The organism is Paraburkholderia sp. UCT70, assembly GCF_050434085.1.
Classification (GTDB): domain Bacteria; phylum Pseudomonadota; class Gammaproteobacteria; order Burkholderiales; family Burkholderiaceae; genus Paraburkholderia; species Paraburkholderia tuberum.
Map to the genome: position 1 here is coordinate 1,169,355 of NZ_JBNPVZ010000003.1, position 20,713 is coordinate 1,190,067.

Annotated in this window: 18 protein-coding genes and 1 pseudogene; 4 read left to right on the forward strand and 15 right to left on the reverse strand. The window is 62.6% G+C overall.

The annotated features are described in order from the left end of the window. Both OKW41_RS23330 and OKW41_RS23335 read right to left on the reverse strand, forming a co-directional pair. Positions 1-1,623, reverse strand: coding sequence for a multicopper oxidase domain-containing protein (locus OKW41_RS23330; protein ID WP_429574091.1), 1,623 nt, complete (start codon positions 1,621-1,623; stop codon positions 1-3). 12 nt (positions 1,624-1,635) lie between these two features. Further along, positions 1,636-3,198: a multicopper oxidase domain-containing protein gene (locus OKW41_RS23335; RefSeq protein WP_429574092.1), complete on the reverse strand. Its 1,563-nt coding sequence runs from the start codon at positions 3,196-3,198 to the stop codon at positions 1,636-1,638. A gap of 512 nt (positions 3,199-3,710) precedes the next feature. Between OKW41_RS23335 and OKW41_RS23340 the strand changes: the two genes are divergently transcribed. Continuing rightward, positions 3,711-5,348, forward strand: coding sequence for a c-type cytochrome (locus OKW41_RS23340; RefSeq protein WP_429574093.1), 1,638 nt, complete (start codon positions 3,711-3,713; stop codon positions 5,346-5,348). A 114-nt stretch (positions 5,349-5,462) separates the two neighbouring features. Here OKW41_RS23340 and OKW41_RS23345 read toward each other — a convergent pair whose 3' ends face one another. The 12 genes and pseudogenes from OKW41_RS23345 to OKW41_RS23400 all read right to left on the reverse strand — a co-directional run. After that, positions 5,463-6,089, reverse strand: a complete 627-nt coding sequence (locus OKW41_RS23345; RefSeq protein ID WP_429574094.1) for a type II secretion system protein — start codon at positions 6,087-6,089, stop codon at positions 5,463-5,465. Continuing rightward, positions 6,086-6,475, reverse strand: coding sequence for a type IV pilin protein (locus OKW41_RS23350; RefSeq protein ID WP_429574095.1), 390 nt, complete (start codon positions 6,473-6,475; stop codon positions 6,086-6,088). The genes OKW41_RS23345 and OKW41_RS23350 overlap by 4 nt, the downstream gene beginning before the upstream one ends. A gap of 8 nt (positions 6,476-6,483) precedes the next feature. Continuing rightward, positions 6,484-7,044, reverse strand: coding sequence for a type II secretion system protein (locus tag OKW41_RS23355; RefSeq protein WP_429574096.1), 561 nt, complete (start codon positions 7,042-7,044; stop codon positions 6,484-6,486). A 3-nt stretch (positions 7,045-7,047) separates the two neighbouring features. Next, entirely contained in the window at positions 7,048-9,183 is a 2,136-nt protein-coding gene (locus OKW41_RS23360; protein ID WP_429574097.1) for a secretin N-terminal domain-containing protein, read from the reverse strand. A gap of 125 nt (positions 9,184-9,308) precedes the next feature. After that, complete coding sequence (locus OKW41_RS23365) at positions 9,309-9,830, reverse strand: hypothetical protein (protein ID WP_429574098.1); 522 nt, start codon at positions 9,828-9,830, stop codon at positions 9,309-9,311. A 191-nt stretch (positions 9,831-10,021) separates the two neighbouring features. After that, positions 10,022-10,588 (reverse strand): hypothetical protein, encoded by a 567-nt coding sequence (locus OKW41_RS23370; protein WP_429574099.1) that lies wholly within the window; start codon positions 10,586-10,588, stop codon positions 10,022-10,024. Further along, positions 10,585-11,115 (reverse strand): PilN domain-containing protein, encoded by a 531-nt coding sequence (locus tag OKW41_RS23375; RefSeq protein ID WP_429574100.1) that lies wholly within the window; start codon positions 11,113-11,115, stop codon positions 10,585-10,587. The genes OKW41_RS23370 and OKW41_RS23375 overlap by 4 nt, the downstream gene beginning before the upstream one ends. After that, a complete protein-coding gene (locus tag OKW41_RS23380) occupies positions 11,112-11,981 on the reverse strand; it encodes a hypothetical protein (RefSeq protein ID WP_429574101.1) in 870 nt (289 codons plus the stop codon). Before OKW41_RS23380 ends, OKW41_RS23375 begins: the two co-directional genes overlap by 4 nt. Next, positions 11,962-13,674, reverse strand: a complete 1,713-nt coding sequence (locus OKW41_RS23385; protein ID WP_429574102.1) for a GspE/PulE family protein — start codon at positions 13,672-13,674, stop codon at positions 11,962-11,964. The genes OKW41_RS23380 and OKW41_RS23385 overlap by 20 nt, the downstream gene beginning before the upstream one ends. 21 nt (positions 13,675-13,695) lie before the next feature. After that, complete coding sequence (locus OKW41_RS23390; RefSeq protein ID WP_429574103.1) at positions 13,696-14,898, reverse strand: type II secretion system F family protein; 1,203 nt, start codon at positions 14,896-14,898, stop codon at positions 13,696-13,698. 25 nt (positions 14,899-14,923) lie between these two features. Then, the gene (gspG, locus tag OKW41_RS23395) at positions 14,924-15,406 is read right to left on the reverse strand and encodes a type II secretion system major pseudopilin GspG (RefSeq protein WP_429574104.1); all 483 of its coding nucleotides are present in this window, start codon (positions 15,404-15,406) and stop codon (positions 14,924-14,926) included. Positions 15,407-15,543: 137 nt separating this feature from the next. Then, positions 15,544-15,776: pseudogene (locus OKW41_RS23400) on the reverse strand (response regulator transcription factor); the annotation flags it as partial. A 439-nt stretch (positions 15,777-16,215) separates the two neighbouring features. Here OKW41_RS23400 and OKW41_RS23405 point away from each other — a divergent pair. After that, positions 16,216-16,809: a transposase gene (locus OKW41_RS23405; RefSeq protein ID WP_429574105.1), complete on the forward strand. Its 594-nt coding sequence runs from the start codon at positions 16,216-16,218 to the stop codon at positions 16,807-16,809. Between the two features lie 31 nt (positions 16,810-16,840). On the opposite strand, the gene OKW41_RS23410 is transcribed toward OKW41_RS23405, so the two are convergent. Then, positions 16,841-17,863, reverse strand: a complete 1,023-nt coding sequence (locus OKW41_RS23410; RefSeq protein ID WP_429448106.1) for an IS30 family transposase — start codon at positions 17,861-17,863, stop codon at positions 16,841-16,843. A gap of 337 nt (positions 17,864-18,200) precedes the next feature. On the opposite strand from OKW41_RS23410, the gene OKW41_RS23415 reads away from it, so the two are divergent. Further along, positions 18,201-19,175, forward strand: coding sequence for an IS5 family transposase (locus OKW41_RS23415; protein WP_429574106.1), 975 nt, complete (start codon positions 18,201-18,203; stop codon positions 19,173-19,175). Between the two features lie 692 nt (positions 19,176-19,867). Then, positions 19,868-20,680 (forward strand): class I SAM-dependent methyltransferase, encoded by an 813-nt coding sequence (locus OKW41_RS23420; protein ID WP_429574107.1) that lies wholly within the window; start codon positions 19,868-19,870, stop codon positions 20,678-20,680. Positions 20,681-20,713: the final 33 nt, after the last annotated feature.

Genomic DNA, 20,713 nt, shown 5'->3' on the forward strand with positions numbered 1-20,713 from the left:
TCACTGCGACTCGTCAATCTTCGCGGCCGGCGGATCGATGATCATCATCATCATCATGCCGCCCGGGAAGACGTCATTGGTTGTTATCTCGCGCTCGTCGTGCGAGTGCCACATGAATGCGTAACCGGCGCTGGGGTTCTGGCTCGCAAATCCCGGCGGACGCGGCGTCGAGATGAACTGCGCGCTGCCGCTGGGAATGGTCTGCAGACCCAGGTAAGGCGTTCCGCCATACCACAGGCCGTTGGCGACGATATTCGGATCAGTCGGTGTGATCGGGATCGGCTTGTTGTGGTCGGCGCACCATTCGCCATAGTTCGGCGTGACGCCAGGGGTCGCCGGAGGATTGCTCGCACGCGTGAAAAAGCCGTTGACGTCCGGATAGCACGGCTGCGGGTCGCCATTGCCCACGCTGCTCGGACCCGCCGGCGCGCCGGCGTAGGTGTGGCCGTAGACATCCCAGTTCAGTCCCTTGCCGCTCCATTGGAAGAGCGCATCGACGGTCTGCCCCGACACGGTCGGAAAGGTGAAGATCAGCGGTCCGGCGAGGCTCTGCTGGTCGACCGCGGAAAGCAGCATGTTGCCGTCCCGCGCCAGCACGCGCGCATGATTGCCGTGGATGTGCAATGGATGCTGGATGCGGCCTTGTCCCACTGCGCGGATCAGCATGGTCTCGCCCGGATGCAGGTGCGGATTGCCGTTGTACGGCTGGCTCGGATAGGCGGGCGAAAATGGGCCGTCCATGTCGTCCGGCATCGAGCGGCCGTTGATCAGGAAATAGTTCGGGTGGTAGGGCTCGGTCTTCACGACAATGGGCCCGCACTTCGCCTGCGGACTCGCGGCGATGGCCGCGTCGCACTCCCTGACCTGTTCCAGCGCATTGGCATGGATCGTCGAATCCATTTCCATCAGCTGGAACAGATATTCGCGGTCGTAACAGGTCCGCGGAGAGTCATACGCGGCGCTCGAGAGCCGGTAGTCAGTCTGCGATCCGAGTGCGTTTGACTGACAGACGGCGGCCGGCGTCTTCGGCAACACGACGATTACGCCGTAAAGGCCCATCTCGATCTGCAGCTCCGGCTGCGTGCCGCTATGGTAAACATAGGTGCCGGGCTTCGTCGCCAGGAACGAATACGTCACGGTGGCGCCGCGCTGCGCCTCGCGCGTCAGCACGCCCGCCATGCCGTTTCTCGTGCCTACCTTGAAGCCGGGGAAGATGAGCGACGTATTGCCCGCCGCCACTGGCAGCTCATTCGTGAGGTTGACGGTCACGGTGTCGCCTTCGGTGACGACCATCGTCGGGCCGGGCAGCTGCATGGCCGGACACGTGCTGATGCCGGCGAGCGCCGCAGGCACGAAGCCCGCTGGCGGCACCGCGGTGATCAGCCCGGCCGAGGCTCCGGCCTTGCCGCAGCCGTAGCCCCACGTGTAGATCGACGCGCCGTCCGGCTGGGAAGTCGTCCCGGCGCTCGCGACCAGATTGAAAGTCGGAGTGCCCGCGCCACCCGTGATGCCCGGGACCGCCGCGCGTGCGCCCCGGCACCACAGACCGGCTGAGACCACCAGCACCAGCACGACCAAGATCGCACGGATGACCGCCGCACCGTATGTCTTCAATGAGTACATTACCGGGCGCTCCTATAAGACCCGGATCTCAGTCATCATGCCGCCGAAATTCTCGGCGTCGTTCGACAGGTGATCGAGCTGTGTGGTGTAGAGGAAGTACGTGCCCTGGGGAATATTCGTCACGTCGAGGATGACGTCTGCGGATTCGCCGCCCCCGATCGTCAGGGAATTCGTCGTGTAGTACATGTTCGCGCCGGCCATGTCGCGCAACAGGCGCGCATGAAAGCCGATGACGAGCATCGGCACGCCTTCGGTCGCGAGCGTGTGATATTCAGTGACGCTCAGGTTCGACACCCGCAGCAGTGCCCGCGTCTGCCCTGCACTCTTGTTGATCGTGATGAGGCTCGGCATCGGTTGCGATACGCGCGACACGCCGTCCGAATCCATGGTCGTGATCGCACCGGTCGCCGTCGGGTTCGTCGTGGCCGTGGGCAGTCCGGCATAGCCTGGCACGCCGATCGTATCCGGATAGCTGCGGCCGCTTAGCATGAAATATCTGTCCTTCATGTCTGCGAACGGCTCGGGGTTGAAGGTCATGCCGATGAAGTGGAAGTTCGGGTCGAAGCCCATCATCTGGATCGGATACTCGACGTCGTAGCGCGTCGAGCCGTCGCCATCGTTATAGGCGTAGAGCACGCCCGGCGCCTGCAAGGCACCTGTGTCCCGGCGCGGCAGCGGCGTCGAACACAGGACGTCCTTGCGGCAATCCTCCGGCGGAAACGACACGTTCGGGTAGTGCGCCGTCGCCGCGACGCTGATTGGCTGCAACGGGTATTCGTAGTCGTGCAGCGCGGTGTACAGGTTTGCGCCCGGCTTCAGGCGGTTCTGCCGGGGGCGCACGAAGATCTGGCCTTCCATGCCCATCTGCAGATGCTCGGGCGGCGTGATGTGGCAATGCCAGAAGTAGGTGCCGGCGTCGGGCGCGGTGTAGTAATAGGTGAAGCTGCCCGCAATGTTGATCGCCACTGACGCGTCGGGCACCCCGTCGAAGAACGACGAAGCATTCGGGTAGCCGTGAAAATGCACCGTGTGCTGCTCGAACAGGTCCGGCCGCATGATCATGCCGACGTTCGACAAGGTGAGGTAAAACTCGTCATCCTCGTCGAGCGCCATGGTCGGCGCGGGGGCCTGCCCCGCGAGCACGCCATCGTTCATCATCAACGCAGGCTCCTTGATAGCCGCGTTGTTGGGGGCCGCGGTTTCACCTGGAAACGTCGGCCCGACGAACGGTCCGTTGAACACCGACGCCGGCTGGGTGCCCGGCAGACCCATCGAAATGTCCGACAGGCCAGACAGAGGGCCGAAGGCAAACAGATAGATCTGCTGACCATCGGCCATCGTTGCGTAGCCATCGCCGCCGGAAATGTGCTGGCATTTGATCTGGGGGTTCGCGTTCGCGGCAGTTGGCCGGTTCGGATCTCCGGACACCATGGAGTCGACCTTGCCGTCGAGCGATTTATGCAGTGTCGTGCCGTTCGGACATTGCACGCGGAACGACTGCGCGAACGCCGGTATCGAGATGACGAGGCATAGAAATGCCGGCAACCCAAGGCGAAACAAGCGAGTACTCAACATAACCCCCCCTGCGAACGGACGATCTGCCTGCGCGACGCACGCTGGCATGCTGCATGGATCCTGCGGCAACACGTGGCATGCGTCTGAGGTGATCGCAAGCCCGAGCCTGGACCTGCGGAGTCGCCATGCGCGCGCCGACCCTGCATGTCAAGCCGCAGCCGCCACACGAATCTGGAACTCAGTGTCGTGAATCCGAAGGCTCGTGTCATGGGATGGAACGCCCCAAAGCACGGTAGGAAATCTCCGCCTCGCCTGCAGCGCAAGCGATACATGCGTGAGGCGGCGAGTCCGCGCGAAACTGCGCGACTGGCAATAGCCTGCACAAAGGTATAGGCATAACCCGACAACGGAATGGGGAATCCCCCCAGATTTGCAGCCGCTCAACCGCGATCACCATCACGACAAACCGGTCCGCTGCGGTCGACCTGCGCAATCAGCCCAGGCCGGCAACACGTGGCCAACTGCGCCATCGACCCGGTGGTCAACAAGGGATATCAATCGGAATGCCAAAAATGCGATCGCTGATTTCAGCCCTGTTTGCGTTCCTGCTGATCACCCGCCCCGCCTGTGCGGCCGATACGTCGTCGGCCGAGGCGCTGTATCGCGAGGGCATACTGCCGTCAGGCGCCCTGCTGGTCGGGCAGCGCGATGCGGGACTCGTCGTCAGGGGCGCCGCTGCGGCGTGCGTCAATTGCCATCGTCGCAGCGGCTTCGGCACCGCGGAAGGGCAAATCGTCGTTCCACCGGTTGCGGGCCACTATCTGTTCCGCCCGGCAAGCAGCGCGAACGACGATATGGATTACCGGTACCTGCCGGGATACGTCAATCTCAAGCATCAGCCATACACGGAACGGACACTGGCGCAGGCAATTCGCCAGGGCATCGGCCGGGACGGCCGCCCGCTCAGCGAACTGATGCCGCGCTTCGACGTCGACGAAACAACCATGATCCAGTTGATCGGCTATCTGCGCGGACTCTCCAGCACGCTTTCTCCGGGCGTCACCGAAGACACGCTTCACTTCGCGACAATCGTTACGCCGGACGCGGATCAAGCGAGCCGCGACGGCATGCTCGCTGTGTTGCGACAGTTCTTCTCAGACCAGAACGATTATCTGCGCGGCGGCATCAAGCCAATGCAGAGCGAGCGCAACGTGTTCTATCGGGTGAAGCGGCGCTGGCAACTGGATGTGTGGGAACTGCAGGGGCTGCCCGAAACGTGGGAGAGCCAGCTTCATGAAAAGCTCGCACGCGAGCCGGTGTTCGCGGTCATCTCCGGCATCGGCGGCAAGACGTGGGCACCCGTGCATCGATTTTGCGAAACCGAGGCGCTCCCCTGTCTGTTTCCGAATGTCGATGTACCGGTCATCGCGGAACAGGACTTCTACAACGTCTATTTTTTTAGGGGCGTGCTGCTTGAAGCCGACCTGATCGCAGCGCGTCTCGCGCTCGCGACGGCCACGTCGCAGGCGAGCGGGAAATCGTCCGCCGGACCGCGGGTGATCCAGGTCTTCCAGCGCGGCGACGCAGGCGAAGATGCGGCCGCGCATCTCGCGGCGCAGCTCGCGGCCTCCGGCCAGCCGCCACCGCTCGACCGGCCGCTCGACAGCGACGCCCCAGCGGGCGAAATCAACCGCGCATTGAGCAACATCAGGGAGAACGACGTGCTGGTCCTGTGGCTGCGGCCAGGCGCGCTGGCCGCATTGCCGTCAGCAGCGCCGCGCGCCTCCGTGTATGCGTCCGGATTGATGGGCGGCCTCGAACATGCCCCTCTGCCCTCGGCCTGGCGGCAGGCAGCGCTGGTCACTTACCCGTTCGAACTTCCCGCGCCAAGACACGTTGCGATGAATTTTCCGCTGGCCTGGTTCAACATACGGCACGTGCCAATACTGAACGAACGCGTGGAGGTCGACACGTACCTCGCCTGCCAGATAGTGTCGGATACGTTGTCCGGCATGCTCGACCTGTTTCATCGCGACTATCTGATCGAACAGCTCGAAAACATGCTGAGCCGTCGTCTGGTAAACGGCTATTTCCCTCGCTTGAGCCTCGCGCCCGCGCAGCGCTTCGCGTCGAAAGGCGGCTATTTCGTCAGGCTTCCTGCGAAAGCATCTGACGCGGTCTCGCCGGAGGGCGGCTGGACGGTTCCTTGACGTCATGACGGTCAGGTTCCATGTCCGGACGCGTCCGGGCTGAACGGCAACGGGCCCGATTGACGATAACAAGCTCTGGGTCGCCGCCAGCATTTGCCGATGCACGGCCGCGCGTCACGGGAGCCGCGGCCGACTCGAAAAACGCGGCAGCGTGTCGTTCATCAGGTTCAAGGATGACGCGGGATTCGCCGGTGCTGCGGGCACCTCATTGGTGATGAAGTTGCGCACGACCGGCGGCAGATAGAAGAACCGCCAGCCGTTGTACGTCTCGATGCCTTCGAAATCCTCGTATCGACGGGGAAAGTTTGCACGTTTGATGGTCGCGTCGGTTGAACTGCTGTACACGCCATAGATGCGATCGCCATGCAACATGAAGGTCCAGTCGTTTTTTCCCGTGACTGGGTCGGGATAGGGCCGCCGCAGATGGTGCAGCGCCATCGGAAATCGTGTGTCGACGAGCAGTTCTTCAACCGACGGCGGCAGAACGCGTCCGGCGCGGTAGTAGCGCAGAATCGCAAGACGGTACTGGTCTCCGGCGAACAGCAACTGCTGCTCCTGCTCCCGCTTGCGTTCGAGCCACCAAACGTCCATGGCGCCGGCCAGTGCAATCGACATCAGCATCAGCGCGATCAGAAGCGCCAGCAGAACGAGACCGCGCTGGCGAGACGTCGCCGGCCTGTGCCAGCGGGCGCGGCGTCTCGCAATACGCGCCGCGCCGCGTGCGAGAGCTGCCGCGTTCACCGGACGGCTCCGGATGTCTCAGCCGGCGCCGCCAGCGGACTACTCGCCGGTATGACGTCATAAACCCCCGTCCTGTTGTCGTCCGGCGAAGCGACGACGGCCCACTTGTCATCGCCATTGACCGGGTCAACGGGAATGGCGCGCAGATAGTGCTTCGCGACCAGTTCGTCGAGCGTTTCCGGATACTGGCCGTTGTCGCCGTAATACTTGTCGATCGCGTCGCGCATCACCGCGACGTTCTGCTGACGCACCTGCTCCTTGCCCCGCTCGATGCTGTGCATATAGCGCGGCAATGCGATCGTTAGCAACAGCCCGATGATCGCCATCACCACCACCAGCTCGATCAGCGTAAAGCCGCGCGCCTGACTTGCCCGGAAGGATGTCATGATTCGGTTCACCACTGTCTATAGGGGATGCCGTTGATGCCTACCCGACCGGTCTTCGCCGACACGTCGAAGACATCCTTGCTGGCCGCGGAGCTGCTATCGGGGGAGCTGCTGTCGGAGGAGCCGCCGGCATCCGCCTGATCCGGCGCCTCGCCGAAGGCGCGCGTATCCCACGTGTCCTCCGGTGCGACATCGGGGCCGCCAGTAAAGAACGGATCGCGCGGCACGCGGCGCAGGAACATCAGCAAGCCGCCCTTCGGGTCCTTCGCATTCTTGACGCCCGTCACCAGAATGGTGAGCGACGGCGGATAACCGGATGCGGCGGCCTCTTTTTCGATCAGCCCCGTCTCGCTCGCTTCCTTGTACGCATCGAGCGCCGTGCGAATCTCGCGCAGCGCGGCGCTCAGTTCAGTCTCCTTCTGACGCTGCACGATCAGCTCCGAAAACGGCATAATCGCGAGCGCAAGGAGGCCCACCAGCGCGAGTGTAATCACCAGCTCGATCAGCGTGAAGCCGTGTTGATCGCGCCGTGTCGTCGTGCGCAAAGCGGCAGGCCGTGGGGTGTCCATGGTTCAGTAGCCCCTCTCGATCGGACGGAGCGGGTTGTCGCTCGGCATGTCGCCTGGCGGCATCACGAGGGTCGACGGTGGGGCCTGCGCTGGCGCAGGCGCCTGCACAGGCGCTTGAACCGGTGCCTGCGCGGCGCCTGCTGCAGCGTTAGCTTCGCCGGAAGGCGCGGCCTCGGCAGCGCTCTGGTCCGCTCCGGGTACGGGCACGGGGCCTGGCGGTGGCGCTGGCACGCTCGGCAGCGTCGAGAAGCGGCCGCCGTACGGCAATGGCGGCGGCGTCGTACGCGGTGCAGGCGGCAGTTGCCCAAACGAACTGGTTGGCGGCGCGCTCGTGCCGGGGACCGCGCTGCCCGCATGCGGTTCACGCGGGCCGCCCACCGTACCGCCGCCGACGTTGCCCGGCGTGCGTACCGCCGGAAGCGGCTCATGCTGGGTCGCGTCCGCCGCCACCGGATCGAGGCGCAACTGGTCGGCGTGCACATTCACGTCCGTGCCGGACCACAGTTCCTGTGTATCCGCGTCGGCGGAAAGCTGCGGACGCACAATGTGCGGCGTAATCTGCATTACGATTTCCGTCTTCACATGGTCGCCGTTGTGGTCCGAGAACAGGCGTCCGAGCACGGGCAGTTGCCCGAGCCCCGGTACCTTGTCGGCGGTCGTGCGGTCTCCATCCGAGATCAGGCCGCCAAGAATCTGGCTCTCGCCGTCCCTGAGCCGCAGACTCGTCGACGCACTGCGCGTGCCGATCTGATAAGCGAGCGAAGTGAGACCCGTCTGCGAGTTGCCGCTGGAAATCGTCTTTGTGATGTTGCTGACTTCAAGGTTGAGGTTGATGCCGACGTCGCCATCGCGATAGACCTCCGGCTGTACTTCCAGCTTGATGCCCACATCCAGGTACTGGATCATCTGCGAATACGAAGGCCCGCTCGTGCTCGGCGTGCTTGAACTCGAAATTACCGGCACCTTGTCGCCAATCAGTATCCGTGCCTTTTCCTTGTTGCGCGTGCGGATGCGTGGGCTCGCCAGCAGGTTGGCGTCGGTATCGGTCAGCTTGAAGTTGGCCGTCGCCGACAGGCCGCTCACGTTCAACGCATTAATCGGCAGATGGTGCAGCTCGCCCCACGTGTTCACCGAGGCTGGTGTCGACATCGTGAACGAATTCGGCCACGCGATACCGAGGTCGGTCATGCGTTCGTGCGACACTTCCAGAATCTGCACTTCAAGCATCACTTCCGGTTGCGGCAGGTCTTGCGCCGCGATCATCTGCTCGGCCACCCGAATCGTGTCCGCCGTGCCGCGAATCGTGACATTGTTCGCGCGTTCATCGATCACGACCTCCTTGATCTTCAACAGGCTTTTCAGCAGCCCCTGGATCTGCTTGGCGTCGACATTCGACAATTGGAACGTGCGCACCTTCAACTCCTGATATTCGAGCTGCTTGGCTGGGGTCGCCGGATAGATGAACAGCGTATTCGCATTGAGCTGCTTCTTGTCGAGCTGGTTCTGCATCAGGATCATGCCGACGGTGTCCTGCAGCGACGCATTCGTGACAAAAATCGTGGTCTTCAGGTCGGCTCGCACATCGCGGTCGAAGATGACGTTCAGTCCCGACGTGCGCGACAACGCCTCGAACACCATGCGCACATTCGCGTCGCGGAACTGCAGCGTCACCGGCGTGCGCATGATCGACGACGCGGCAATACTCTCTTCCTTCGCCTCGCGTTGCTGCCGGGTCTTGTCGTCGATTTCCCGCAACACCTGCAGTGCCATCGCATTGGTCGGATTCTGGTTGAGCACACGGTGGACGCGTTCGGATGCCAGCATGTACGAACCGCGCTGCATCATCCGGTCCGCTTCCTGCAAGGTCGCCAGATCGCGGCGATCCTGATCGAGCGCGGCGCCGATCTTGCGGCCGCGTTCGCTGGTCGGATCGATCTGTTCAGCGGCGTAGAGTTTCTGTACGGCCGCGTCGAACTGGTAGCTCTTGCGCAACGCGTCCGCCTCGTCGAGGAGCGCGTCGACCTGACGATTGCGATCGTGCAGATAGTTGAGCTGCAACTCGGCGTTGGTCGGATCGTTCTGCAGGGTCGGCGGATTCATCACGCAGCCGCTGAAGGCGAGCACAGCGGCGATCGCCATAAACGAGCGCTTCAGTGAAACCCAATGGATGGCGGGACCATGGTCACGAGACAGAGGCTCTGATGGCAGGTGTAGCGTCGAGCCGCCGTCCCCATCGCGGCTTCCACGCCGGTTGCGTGCGGCTTTCATTTATTTTCCTTCGCTTGCGTGGATAGCACCTGCCTCTGGTCCAACGGCAGATAGGTCAGCACCATGTCGTTCTCCGAGATCGACTCGACGCGATACTGTCCGTCGACGACATCACCCGGCGACACAATCAACAGGCGGTCGCCGGCACTGAGGAAAACCTGCGGTTTCGCTGTCTTTGCATCGAGCTCGCCCAGGTAGGTGAACGGTACTGGTGGCGCGGTGGGTGGCGCGACGGGATCAGGCGGCGCGGGTGGTGCAGCAACGGGCGGCGGGGGTGGCGGCAGCCACGACGAAGCTGCAAACGGATTGTTCGTCGACGCGAGCGACAGCGGCGCACGCAGCGCGATCAGCCTCGCACGTGGTGTCGGCTCCGACCTAGGGCGCCTTGCTGCGTTAGCCGCCTTGGCTGTACTCGCCGGGTTCGCGGCGTCAGCCACATTTGCCGTGCTTGCCGCATTCGCTGCACTAGCTGCACTGGCCACATTCGCTGCACTCGCTACGCTCGCTTTATCCGACATCGAGGCCGCCGCATGCGGCCTTCCCTCACGATGCATGGCGACCGTGCGCGCGTGCATTTCGTCGCGATGCGTGGCAATCACCGCGGCAGCCGCCTCCTGCGTTTGCCTCACGGACGTCAGCTCACGAAAGCCCAATCCCGCCGCGACGACCACGCAGAATGTGAACAACGCGCGTCTGGCGAGATCCGGGTTCATGGCCGTGGTGCCCGATAAATGAGCTCGAAGCGCACGCGCGCGTCGAGCACGTTGCCATCCACGGCGGGCCGCTCAACATGGATATCGCGCAATGCCGCGTTCGGCACGCGATTGAGCACCGAGGCCAGAAAACGCCGGATCGAACCGTACTGGTCCTTCACGGGCACCAACATCTGATAGCGCACGAAATGTGCACCCGGATCGTTCGTCAAGAGGTACTCTGCCGAGCCGAGCGTCAGATTGCTGTCGCGTGCCTGGGCGAGGATCGTCGCGATGTCGTCCGCGCTCTGCGCGAAGCCGGGGAAGAGTTCGGGAAACGTATTGAGTGCAACTGCATCGATAGCCGCGGTCGATGTGGCGGCGCCATGCCTGGCATTGGCGGCCCGCACGAGCGGCGCCGCGTCGCGCAGGTCGCGCGTGTCACCTTCCACATGCGCAATTGCGGTCGTGACCACCATCGCTGCGCCCAGCGCCAACGCGCCGAGCAAACCGGGCAGTCCAAGGGAGTGCCGTAGCTCGAAGCGCAACGTCTGCAACCTGTCTTGCCACAATTCGCGGTTCATGACTTTCTCCAGACGGCGGTGATCTGGAAGCGCACCGGCGTGCCGGGCTCATTGGTTTCGACGACGTGATTGTTCAGCACGGCCTCGCGCAGTAGCACGCTGGCCTGCAGATACCGGAGGTAGGCGATCATCGCGTCGAAGTCCTTCGCCTCCGCGGTGATGCGGATCTGGCTTTGCGCAGGGCTCTGATCGATACCGATGAGCGCGACGTCGTGTTTCGGATAGTCCTCGACGATCGATAGCAGGTCTTGCCACGGCACGGTCAGCTCGCGCAGGACCGCGAGACTCTGGCTCTGTGCGAGCTTCGCGGCCGGGGTCTGCTTCACGGCGGCGGGGTGGGATCTCGCCAGCAGCCGATGCCGCTGCACGTCCTGTTCCGCCTGTACGCGGTCGTTTTCGTCGTATGCATGCCAGAGCCGGGCGCCGCTCATAAGCAGGAGCAGGCTGGCGGCACACAGCAGCACTACGCCCGCGGGAGCGGTGAGCGCGCGGTGGCGGCCGAAATCGATGTGCAGGCGGGGCGTCATCGCGCGGCCTCCATCAGGCGGTGCGCGACCGACGCATCAAGCGCCGGTTGCGCAGGCCACTGCGTCGCGGCGAAGCGGCCTTCGAATGGCGACGGATCGATCTCAACGCCGAACAGATAGACGCGGCAATCCTCGCGCTTGCCGCTCGTCCGGCTCGCAAGGCGTTCGAACGCCTGCTCGGCGCACGCCGCGATTCGCGCGGCATCGCTCGCGTCGCCGGGAAAGAGACGCTGCGCGTCGTACGCGACCCAGCGATCCTCTTCGGTCATGACCGCCTGCATCAACGTGTCCGTGACGAACAACAGCATCGCTGCGCCGGCCCCCTCAACACCTTTGACACGATTCAGCATTTCCGGCAGACCCAGCCTGATGCAGCGGATATCGACGCCTGCCGCCGCGCTCGCGGCATCGATGCCGTCAAGCAGCGTGCGCGAAAGCGCGCTGGCGAAGACCGTATGGCCGCCCCGCTGCACCGAAAAGCGCACCAGCACCGACGCGCTTTCGATCCCGTAGAGATCGGCGAAATGGGCCAGCACGACCTCTTCGATTTCCCGTGCGCGCAGTGCGCGAAAGTCGCCGCGCAAGATTGCGTGACTGGCCCAGAAGTCGTCCAGTACGATGCGTGCGCCGCGCTTCGATGCACCCTTCTGCCCTGTCTGCGCAAGCTCGGTAGTGAGCGCAATGTTCAACGCGCCAAGCAAGCCTGCTCCGGTGAAGCACTGCTCATCGGCAATAGCGACGCTCACAGGTTCGGGAGGCGCCAACGGTTTGCGATAGAGACGCATCCAGCGCGGCGTCGTCGCACCCACGACCAGTTCGCGTGTACCGATGCCGATGGCGAGCGGACTATTCAACCATGGTGACACGGTTGATCTCCTCGAGTGTCGTTTCGCCCCGCATCACGAGCGAGACGGCAGCGGTACGCAGCGTCTGCATGCCGTAGCGCAGCGCTGCGGCCTTGATGTGCCCAAGCGGTGCACGCTCGGAAAGAAGTTGGCGCAGTTCGTCATTCATCCGCAGCGCCTCGGCAATGGCGCGCCGGCCGCGGTATCCGCTGCCGCGGCATGCTGCGCAGCCCGCGCCGCGGCGAAAACGGTAGCTGCCCACGGTGTCCGGATCGATGCCCGAGCGCACCAGCGCGTCCGCGTCGACCGTGTCGTCCACCACGCAGTCCGCGCAGCACTGCCGCAACAGGCGCTGTGCGATCACGCCGTTCAGCGCGGACACGAAGCTGTACGGATCGACCTCCATATTCGTGAAACGCCCGATCACATCGAACACGTTATTCGCATGCACCGTCGTGAACACCTGATGGCCGGTCAACGCTGCCTGCACCGCTATCTGCGCGGTTTCCGGGTCGCGGATTTCGCCGACCATGATCTTGTCGGGGTCGTGCCGCAAAATCGAACGCAATCCGCGCGCAAACGTCAGCCCCTTTGCCTCGTTGACTGGAATCTGCAGAATGTCGCCCAGTTGATATTCAACCGGGTCCTCGATCGTCACGATCTTTTCGAGGCCATCGTTGATCTCAGTGAGAATGGCGTACAAGGTGGTCGTCTTGCCGCTGCCGGTCGGCCCTGTCACCAGCAGCATCCCGTATGGCATCGACGCGATCGAGCGCATGAAGCGCGTGCCCTCGTGCTCGAAACCCAGCGCCTCGAGCGTCAGGCCGCCCGACGCCTGCGAAAGCTGATAGCGGTCCAGGATCCGCAACACCGCGTCTTCGCCGAACTGGTTCGGCATGATCGACACGCGAAAGTCGATCTCGCGCCCTGCGTATACCGCCTTGAAGCGGCCGTCCTGCGGCACGCGGCGCTCAGCGATATCGAGTTCGGAAATGACCTTGACGCGCGACAACACCTGGTCCGCGACATCGCGCCCTTCCGCCCGCCCCACCACCGTCAGCACGCCGTCCACACGGCACTTGATCATCAGCCCGTTGGCGCGGCATTCGAGGTGAATGTCGCTTGCCATCATCTTCAGTGCGTCATAGATGGTGGAGTTGAGCAGCCGCACCACCGCGCTGTCGTCGCTGCTGATGCCTTGCAGCGTCAACGCCAGCGAGGCTGGATCGGCGGCATGCTGGACCTGATCGTCGAAGGCGAGCGAATCCATCGCCCGCACGTCTTTCTCGCGCACGGCCAGCCACGCGGTCAGATCGCCGACGCTCGCCAGCGCCCAACTGTACGGGACCGTGGGCCGCGAACGCATCCGGTGCTCGATGGTGCTGCGCGTACGGGTATCGAGCGGATCGGCGATCACGAACAGCAGAGCGCCGGCCTGATCCGGCTGGCGAAAGCACACACACAAGCGCGTCGTGGCTTCGACGAACGGCAGCACATCGAAATCCGCTTCGAGCCGGTTCAACTCCTGCATGCCAATCGATTTCATGCGGAACTGCCCGGCAAGCTGCGCGACCATCTCGTCGGCGCCCAGCGCCGCCTGCGCCATCAATTCTTCGAGCGCGCGAATGCCGGACCCATGACGCTCGCCGAGCGCGCGCAGCTGATCGCGCCATTCGACGCTGGTGGTCTCCGGTTTCGTGATGATCGTGTCCATGCGTGCTCCCCAAAGGCCGGCCTACTGGATGCTCGACGCGAGTTCGAAGATCGGCATGTACATCAGCACGACGATGCCGCCTATCACCACGCCGATGAAGATCATCATGGCCGGCTCGATCAGGCGCGAGATCAGATCGATCGTGCGCGAGACCTGCGTCTCCTGAAACGCGGCGATCCTGTCGAGGACGGGACCCAGACTGCCGGTTTTCTCCGCGACGGTCAGCAGACGATACGTGATGGCGTTGGCGAGGCCGGCTTGCTGGAACGCATCGGACATCTTTGCGCCGGTGCGCACCTGTTGCATGGCAGCGGCAACCGCCGCCTGGTCGGAACGGCCCACCAGTCCGCGAGCGAGTTCAAAGGCGCGCACCGCGGGAATGCCCCCATCGACCAGCATGGCGGTCGTGCGAAAGAATTGCGATTGACGAAACACGCGGAAATGCTGACCAATGCCAGGCAGCGCGAGCATGCGGTCCGCAATCCAGTTGCGCGTTGCAGGTCTGCGCAGCGCAAGAGCAACCGCCACGGTCAGCACGGCGAGGCTGAGTGCCAGTCCCGCGCCGTGCTCATGCACCATGCCGCCCCAGGCCATCAGCAGTTGCGAGAGTAAGGGCAGCTCACGGCCGCTGTGTTCGAGCAGGGTTGCAAAGCGCGGTACGACGAAGCCCAGCAGGAACAGGACGACCACCGCGCCGACCAGCAGAAGCACCGATGGGTAAATCGCCGCCGACACCACCCGACCGCGCAGTTCGTGCAGCAACGCGCTATTGCGTGAGTAGCGGGTCAGGCTGTCCGCGAGACCGCCGGTCTGCTCGCTGGCTTTCACGCATGCAACGAGCACCGGCGGGAACACGTGGCTCGCGTGCTCCAGCGCGGCGGACAGCGACTGCCCTACTTCAAGTTGCCGTAGCAGGTCGCGATACACCGGTGCCGACGCTTCGCGGCGTTCGTTGCCGCCCAGCGTGCGCAACGCGTCGACGACGCCGACGCCCGCTTCAAGCAGCGCGGCCAACTCGCGCGCGAACAGTTCGACGTTAAAGCGCGCGCCCGGCATCGCGGACCAGCTAAGCCGGCGACGCTGCCCGCGCATGTCCGCGCGTACCGACACCACCCGCAGGCCTCTTGCGCGCGCAAGTGCGGTGGCAGACGCAGCCGAATCGCAGTCGAGGTGCAGCGTCTGCACTGAACCACTGGTATCGAAGACGCGCAGTAGATATTTCACGTCGATTCTCCTTGCTGACAACGCACTACCAGGACGTGACCTCGGTGTTCTCTCCGGTGCCGCCGGCCTTGCCGTCCTTGCCGAGCGAGAACAGGTCGTAATCGCCATGCTCGCCCGGCGACCGGAACTGATAGGGGCGATCCCAAGGGTCCAGCGGCACCGCCTTCTGCAGATACGGACCGCTCCAGTGCGTCGCGTCCTGCGGTTTGGTCACCAGTGCGTGGAGGCCTTCTTCAGTGGTCGGATACGCGCCCAGATCGAGGCGGTATTGATCGAGCGCCTTGCCCAACGAGTCGATCTGGGCTCGCGCGATCTTGGTGTTCGACTTGCCGATCTGCTCGAAATAGCGCGGCGCGACGAGACCCGCCAGCAAGCCGATGATGACCATGACCACAAGAAGTTCGAGCAGTGTGAAACCGCTGGTGTGCCGCCGCGTCGCTTGAACGCGTGCACGACAATCTGTGCCGGCACGGAGCGCGAGCCTAATCGGGAACACTGGGTTGCGCACGTCTTTCCCCTTCTATCGACTCACGGGCTGCGATGACGCTCAAGCCGTTTTATGCATTCTTGTTCAGGTCGATATCGGCAAGAAGTAGGGAGACCCGACCAAAAGGATGGGTAAAGACCCTCCAGTTCCGCCGCTGTTCAGATGAAATCGTTGAACCCGTCCGGGTCGCCTGGCAGCGCGAGCACGCCCATATCGAGCGCGATGCGCACAAGGCCGGTGACGTTGGTGACACCGAGTTTGCGCATCAGGCTCGCACGATGTTTCTCGATCGTTTTCGGGCTCAGGTGCAGATGCTCGCCCACCTGGCGATTGGTGTGGCCTTGCGCGACGAGCCGCAATACGCTCGCTCGCGCCCGCTCAGCGTTTGCCATGTCTGCGTCTGAAGCGGCGCGCCTGGAAGCAGGCAAGGCGACGCAACCTCTTGTCTGTCAACTGGTTGCGCGTTTTTTCTAGTGATCGAATTTGTCCGCGAGCCTTGCAGGGACTGGATGATCGTCTATTGGGCGCCGGTTCTGCTAAAGTCCAGATTTATGGATGCCCTGAATGAATGGAAAGCACCGCTGGCAAGCGATTCCGGTGAGACTGAGCCTTGCGCAGTTTGAAAAATTTGTCTTGCCCAATTTGATCCGTGGTCGGCGCGGACCGCCGCCGCAGCTAAGTTTGCACAGAATATTCAACTACGTTCTGCAGGTGCTTTATATAGGATGCCAGTGGAAGGCACTGCCGATCGATAAGGATTGCCTGGGTCGCCCTGAAATTCACCACACCGCATCTACCGCGCGATGCGGCGCTGGCAGGCGGCGGGTTGCATGGACGCCATCTTTGCGGTCTCGGTTGGCAAGCTTTATAAGGATCAGTTGCTCGATCTGACGGTCATTCACGGCGATGGCACGACGACGACGGCGAAAAAAGGCGGCGACAATCTCGGTTACAGCGGTCATAAACATCTGAAAGGCGACAAGGTGGTGGCCTTCTGCGACCGTGACTGCAACGTTATCGCGCCGTTCGTCGCCGCTGCGGGCAACCGCAACGAATCGCCCCTACTGCGTGACGCACTGCCCAGACTGAGCCAGATGGCGCGCGCCATCGGCATCGACCTGAAAGGCGCGCGCGTCAGTCTGGACGGCGTCTACGACTGCCGGGCCAATCGCAAGGCCATTTTCAACCGGGGCATGGTTCCCAACATTCCGGAAAATCCGCGCGGGCGCAAGAGAGCAAAGCGCGGTCGCAAGCAGAGCTTCGACCCAGCCATCTTCGAGGAGCGCTTCAGGACCATTGAGCGTGTCTTTGCCTGGGAAGACAAGTTCCGCCGGCTGCTACTGCGCTTCCAACGTCTCAGTGCGATCCATTACGCGTTCAAAACGCTCGCCTATACGCTGATCAACCTGCGGCATTATTGCTAGGCGGTTTCAAGAGTGAAGCGCAACAGCGGGTTTAATGTTTAGAGCCTTGAGGTTGACTTGCTGAAGCAAGGGTCGCGGCGAAGACCTCGAACGGCGAATGGAAGGCATGAGTTGCACGAGGTCGGCTGTTCAGACTGTCGGCGATAGCGTCAAGTTCGTCCTGACTGTAGACCGAAAGGTCCGTGCCTTTGGGCAGATACTGGCGCAGCAGCCCGTTGGTGTTTTCGCAAGTGCCGCGTTGCCAGGGACTGTGCGGGTCGCAGAAGTACACCTTCACGCCGGTTGCGGCGGTGAGTTCTTGATGCCGCGACATTTCTTTGCCCTGGTCGTAGGTGAAGCTCTGCCGTAATGGCGCGACAATCGAATTGAGTTTGGCGGAGAAGCCGGCCAGCGCTGAAGCGGCGGTGGCATCTTCCATCCTGGCAAGCAGCACCAGACGGCTGGTCCGTTCGACCAGCACGCCTACCGAGGACTGGTTGCCGGCACCCTTGATGAAGTCGCCTTCCCAGTGCCCAGGCAGCAGTCGGTCTTCGATTTCGGGCGGCCGCACATGAATACTGACCATGTCGGGAATCTGTCCGCGCCGGTCTGTGCCCCGTGTACGCGGCATGCGCGTGCTGTGGCCATGGCGCAAGCACGCAATGAGCTGACGGCGCAGTTCGCCGCGCGGCTGGGCGTAGATAGCCGTGTAGATGGTTTCGTGCGAAACCTGCTGGGTTGGGTCGGTCGGATACATACGCTTCAGTGTGCCCGATATCTGCTGAGGTGACCATTTCCACTCGAGCAGAGTGAGAACGATGCGCCAGCAGACGCTTTGCAGGCAAAGCTTTGGGGGGCGGCGACCCGCGCTGCGGCGTGCGGCACTGAGCGCTTCAGCCGACACGGACGCGTAGCCAGCAGGCAAGCTGTTTCGCGCCAGTTCACGGCTAACGGTGGCTGGCGAGCGACCGAGTATCCGGGCCATGGCCCGGATACTCGAACCCTGCAGATGCAGACTTGCAATGATCAGGCGCTCTTCAGGCTGAAGTTGTTGATACTGAGTTCTTTCGTGCATCGCAACACCTTATACGAAACAGGTGTTGCACTTCAGATTTGAGGCCGCCCTAGGTGTCATCGCAGGTGCATGCTGTTGCCCGATGGCGCATCGCGTCATGAGCGGTCACGTCATTTCCATCTGCATTCCTGATCATAATGCAGACCTCGACATCTCAATACCCATCAGTTTCCGCAATCATCCATCCAGTTTCGCGTGTTTGCGGATGTCGCTCACTAACCCCCGGCTTGCACAGGACTGAAACGCGCAATCAGTTGTTAAGGCAATGCTGATCAAGTCCACCACTCATGGCTGTCATGCGTTATAGCGTGGACATGCAACGGTAAAAGCAAAAACGATGAAGCAACTGACACTGGCGATGGCGGTCGATCAATGCTCGGGATTCGGAGCGCGGCGCAAACCTACGCGACGCGAGGTGTTTCTCGATGAAATGAACAGGCTCGTGCCGTGGGCGGAACTGTGCGTGGTCGTCGAGCCGTATTACCCGAAACGCGGCAACGGTCGGCCGCCGATCTCGCTGGAGCGCATGTTGCGGATTCATTTTGTGCAGCATTGGTTCAACCTTGCCGACCTTGCGTGCGAAGAGGCGCTGTACGACAGCCTCAGCCTGCGCCGTTTTGTGGGCATTGACCTGGGCAGTGAGGCGGTTCCAGACGCGACGACGCTGCTCAAGTTCCGGCACCTGCTGGAAGAGCACAAGCTGGGCGAGCGAATCTTCGCCGAGGTAAGCCGGGTATTGCAGGCACGCGGAGCAAAGCTCAAGAGCGGCACGATTGTGGATGCCACGCTGATCGGCGCGCCTTCTTCGACAAAGAACAGGGAGAAAGCACGGGACCCCGAAATGCATCAGACGCGCAAGGGCCAGCAGTGGCATTTCGGCATGAAGTTGCACATCGGCGTGGATAGCCAGAGCGGACTGGCGCATAGCGCGGTCGTCACGGCAGCCAACGTGCACGACAAACACCCGCTGCCACAGCTTCTGCATGGGCAGGAGCAGCGGGTCTATGGCGACAGCGCGTATGCAAGCCAGAAAGCGCTGATTCAGGGCAAGGCCCCGAAGGCGCGTGACTTCACGAACAAACGTACGCGGCGCAAGGACAGCGTCGATGAAGTGGCGCGCCGCAAGAACCGCAACAAGTCGAAGATTCGCGCCCGCGTCGAACATGTGTTCGCCGTGGTCAAGCGGTTGTGGGGTTTCACGAAGGCGCGCTATCGCGGCCTGGCGAAGAACGCCAATCGCGCCTTCGTCTCGCTCGCGCTGGCGAATCTTTACCTGTCGCGAGACCGATTTACGCCACAGATGCGCCCGTAATGGGCGAAACGTGGGCAAAAAGCCCGCACGGAGCGCCCGTGGCGCGACAAAACGAACCGGAATGACCATCTTCATCGGTGACTCGGAAAGTTTACGCATGCGCCATCGCAATCAGGCGCGTTTACACGGCTTGATCAGTATTGCCTTAAAGAACGGTTCAGGACAATCGAGCGGGTGTTCGCGTGGGAAGATAAGTTCCGGCGCCTGCTGCTGCGCTTCGAGCGACTCAGCCACCTACACTACGCATTGAAAACCCTCGCGTACACGTCGATCAATCTTCTGCACTACTGCCGAAGCTGATCACTTGCTTCGAGACCTTTGTTTCATCGCCGGCCATCGCGCCACGGTCACTCGCCTGCACCACGCCGATACCTTCGCACAACCACACACATGGTCGCATCGCACGCCTGGCCGCCGCGATTCCTTCCCATCCCATTGGCTTGTCCAACCGCGCTGCGCCGAGCCTGCTCGAAACGCGCAACCAGTTGTTTTTAATATATCTCTTTCTATACGCCCAGTGTCGCCATGCTTTGCGCGGTCTTGACCGGCGGCACTGCGTCCAGCTTTGTGGGTCCGTCCCGACCTTGCACGAGTGCTCGCGCCGCACTACTCTAAAAGCCATGCACGACGGATGTAACAGGCGTCGGCCCTGCGCTGCGGCGCCGCAGAATGATGAACGATGAGAGGCTGAAATGGAACAAGACGAATTCAGCGCTTTCGAGCACCAAGGCTGGGAAAAGCTTGCCCCGTTGTATCACGCGTACTACGCCGACTTGACCACCCAGTCGAATGGCGCACTACTTGACGCACTCGATGTCCGGCCCGACGTTCGCTTTCTCGACGTCGCATCGGGTCCCGGCTATCTGGCTGCAGCCGCCGCTGCGCGAGGCGCCAATGTCATCGGCATCGATTTCGCAGCGGCAATGGTCGAACACGCAACACACCTTTACCCTGCACTCACGTTCCGTGTCGGCAGCGCAGAGGACCTGCCTTTCGCTGATGACAGCTTCGACGCGGTAGGTATCAGTTTTGGAATGTTCCATTTCCCGCACCCCGAGAAAGCGCTCGCGGAGGCGTTTCGCGTACTGCGACCCGGCGGCAGAATCGCTTTTACTGTTTGGGCCGCAGCCGACAGGGCCGTTGGGTTCGACATGGTGCTTAAGGCAATCGAGCTTCACGGCAAACTGGACGTCGGACTTCCGGAGGGACCTCCATTTTTTCGGTTCAGCGACCGGCATGAATGTGAGCGCGTGCTGAGCGGAGAGGGTTTTGAAGAGCCAAACGTCCAGGAAGTCGCTCAGACATGGCATATCCGTGCACCGGAAACACCCTTCCACGCGTTGATGCGCGGCGGCGTGCGCATTGCCGCAATCCTGAGGGCTCAATCCCCGGAGGCCCTGGCTTTGATTGAGAAGGCAGTGTCACAAAGCGCGACCGCGTATCAGGGTGACGGGGAAGTTCGAGTACCCATGCCGTGTGTACTTGCTTCTGCGAGGAAGCCCTAACTCTTGTCACCCACTCGATCTCATTCGTCCTCG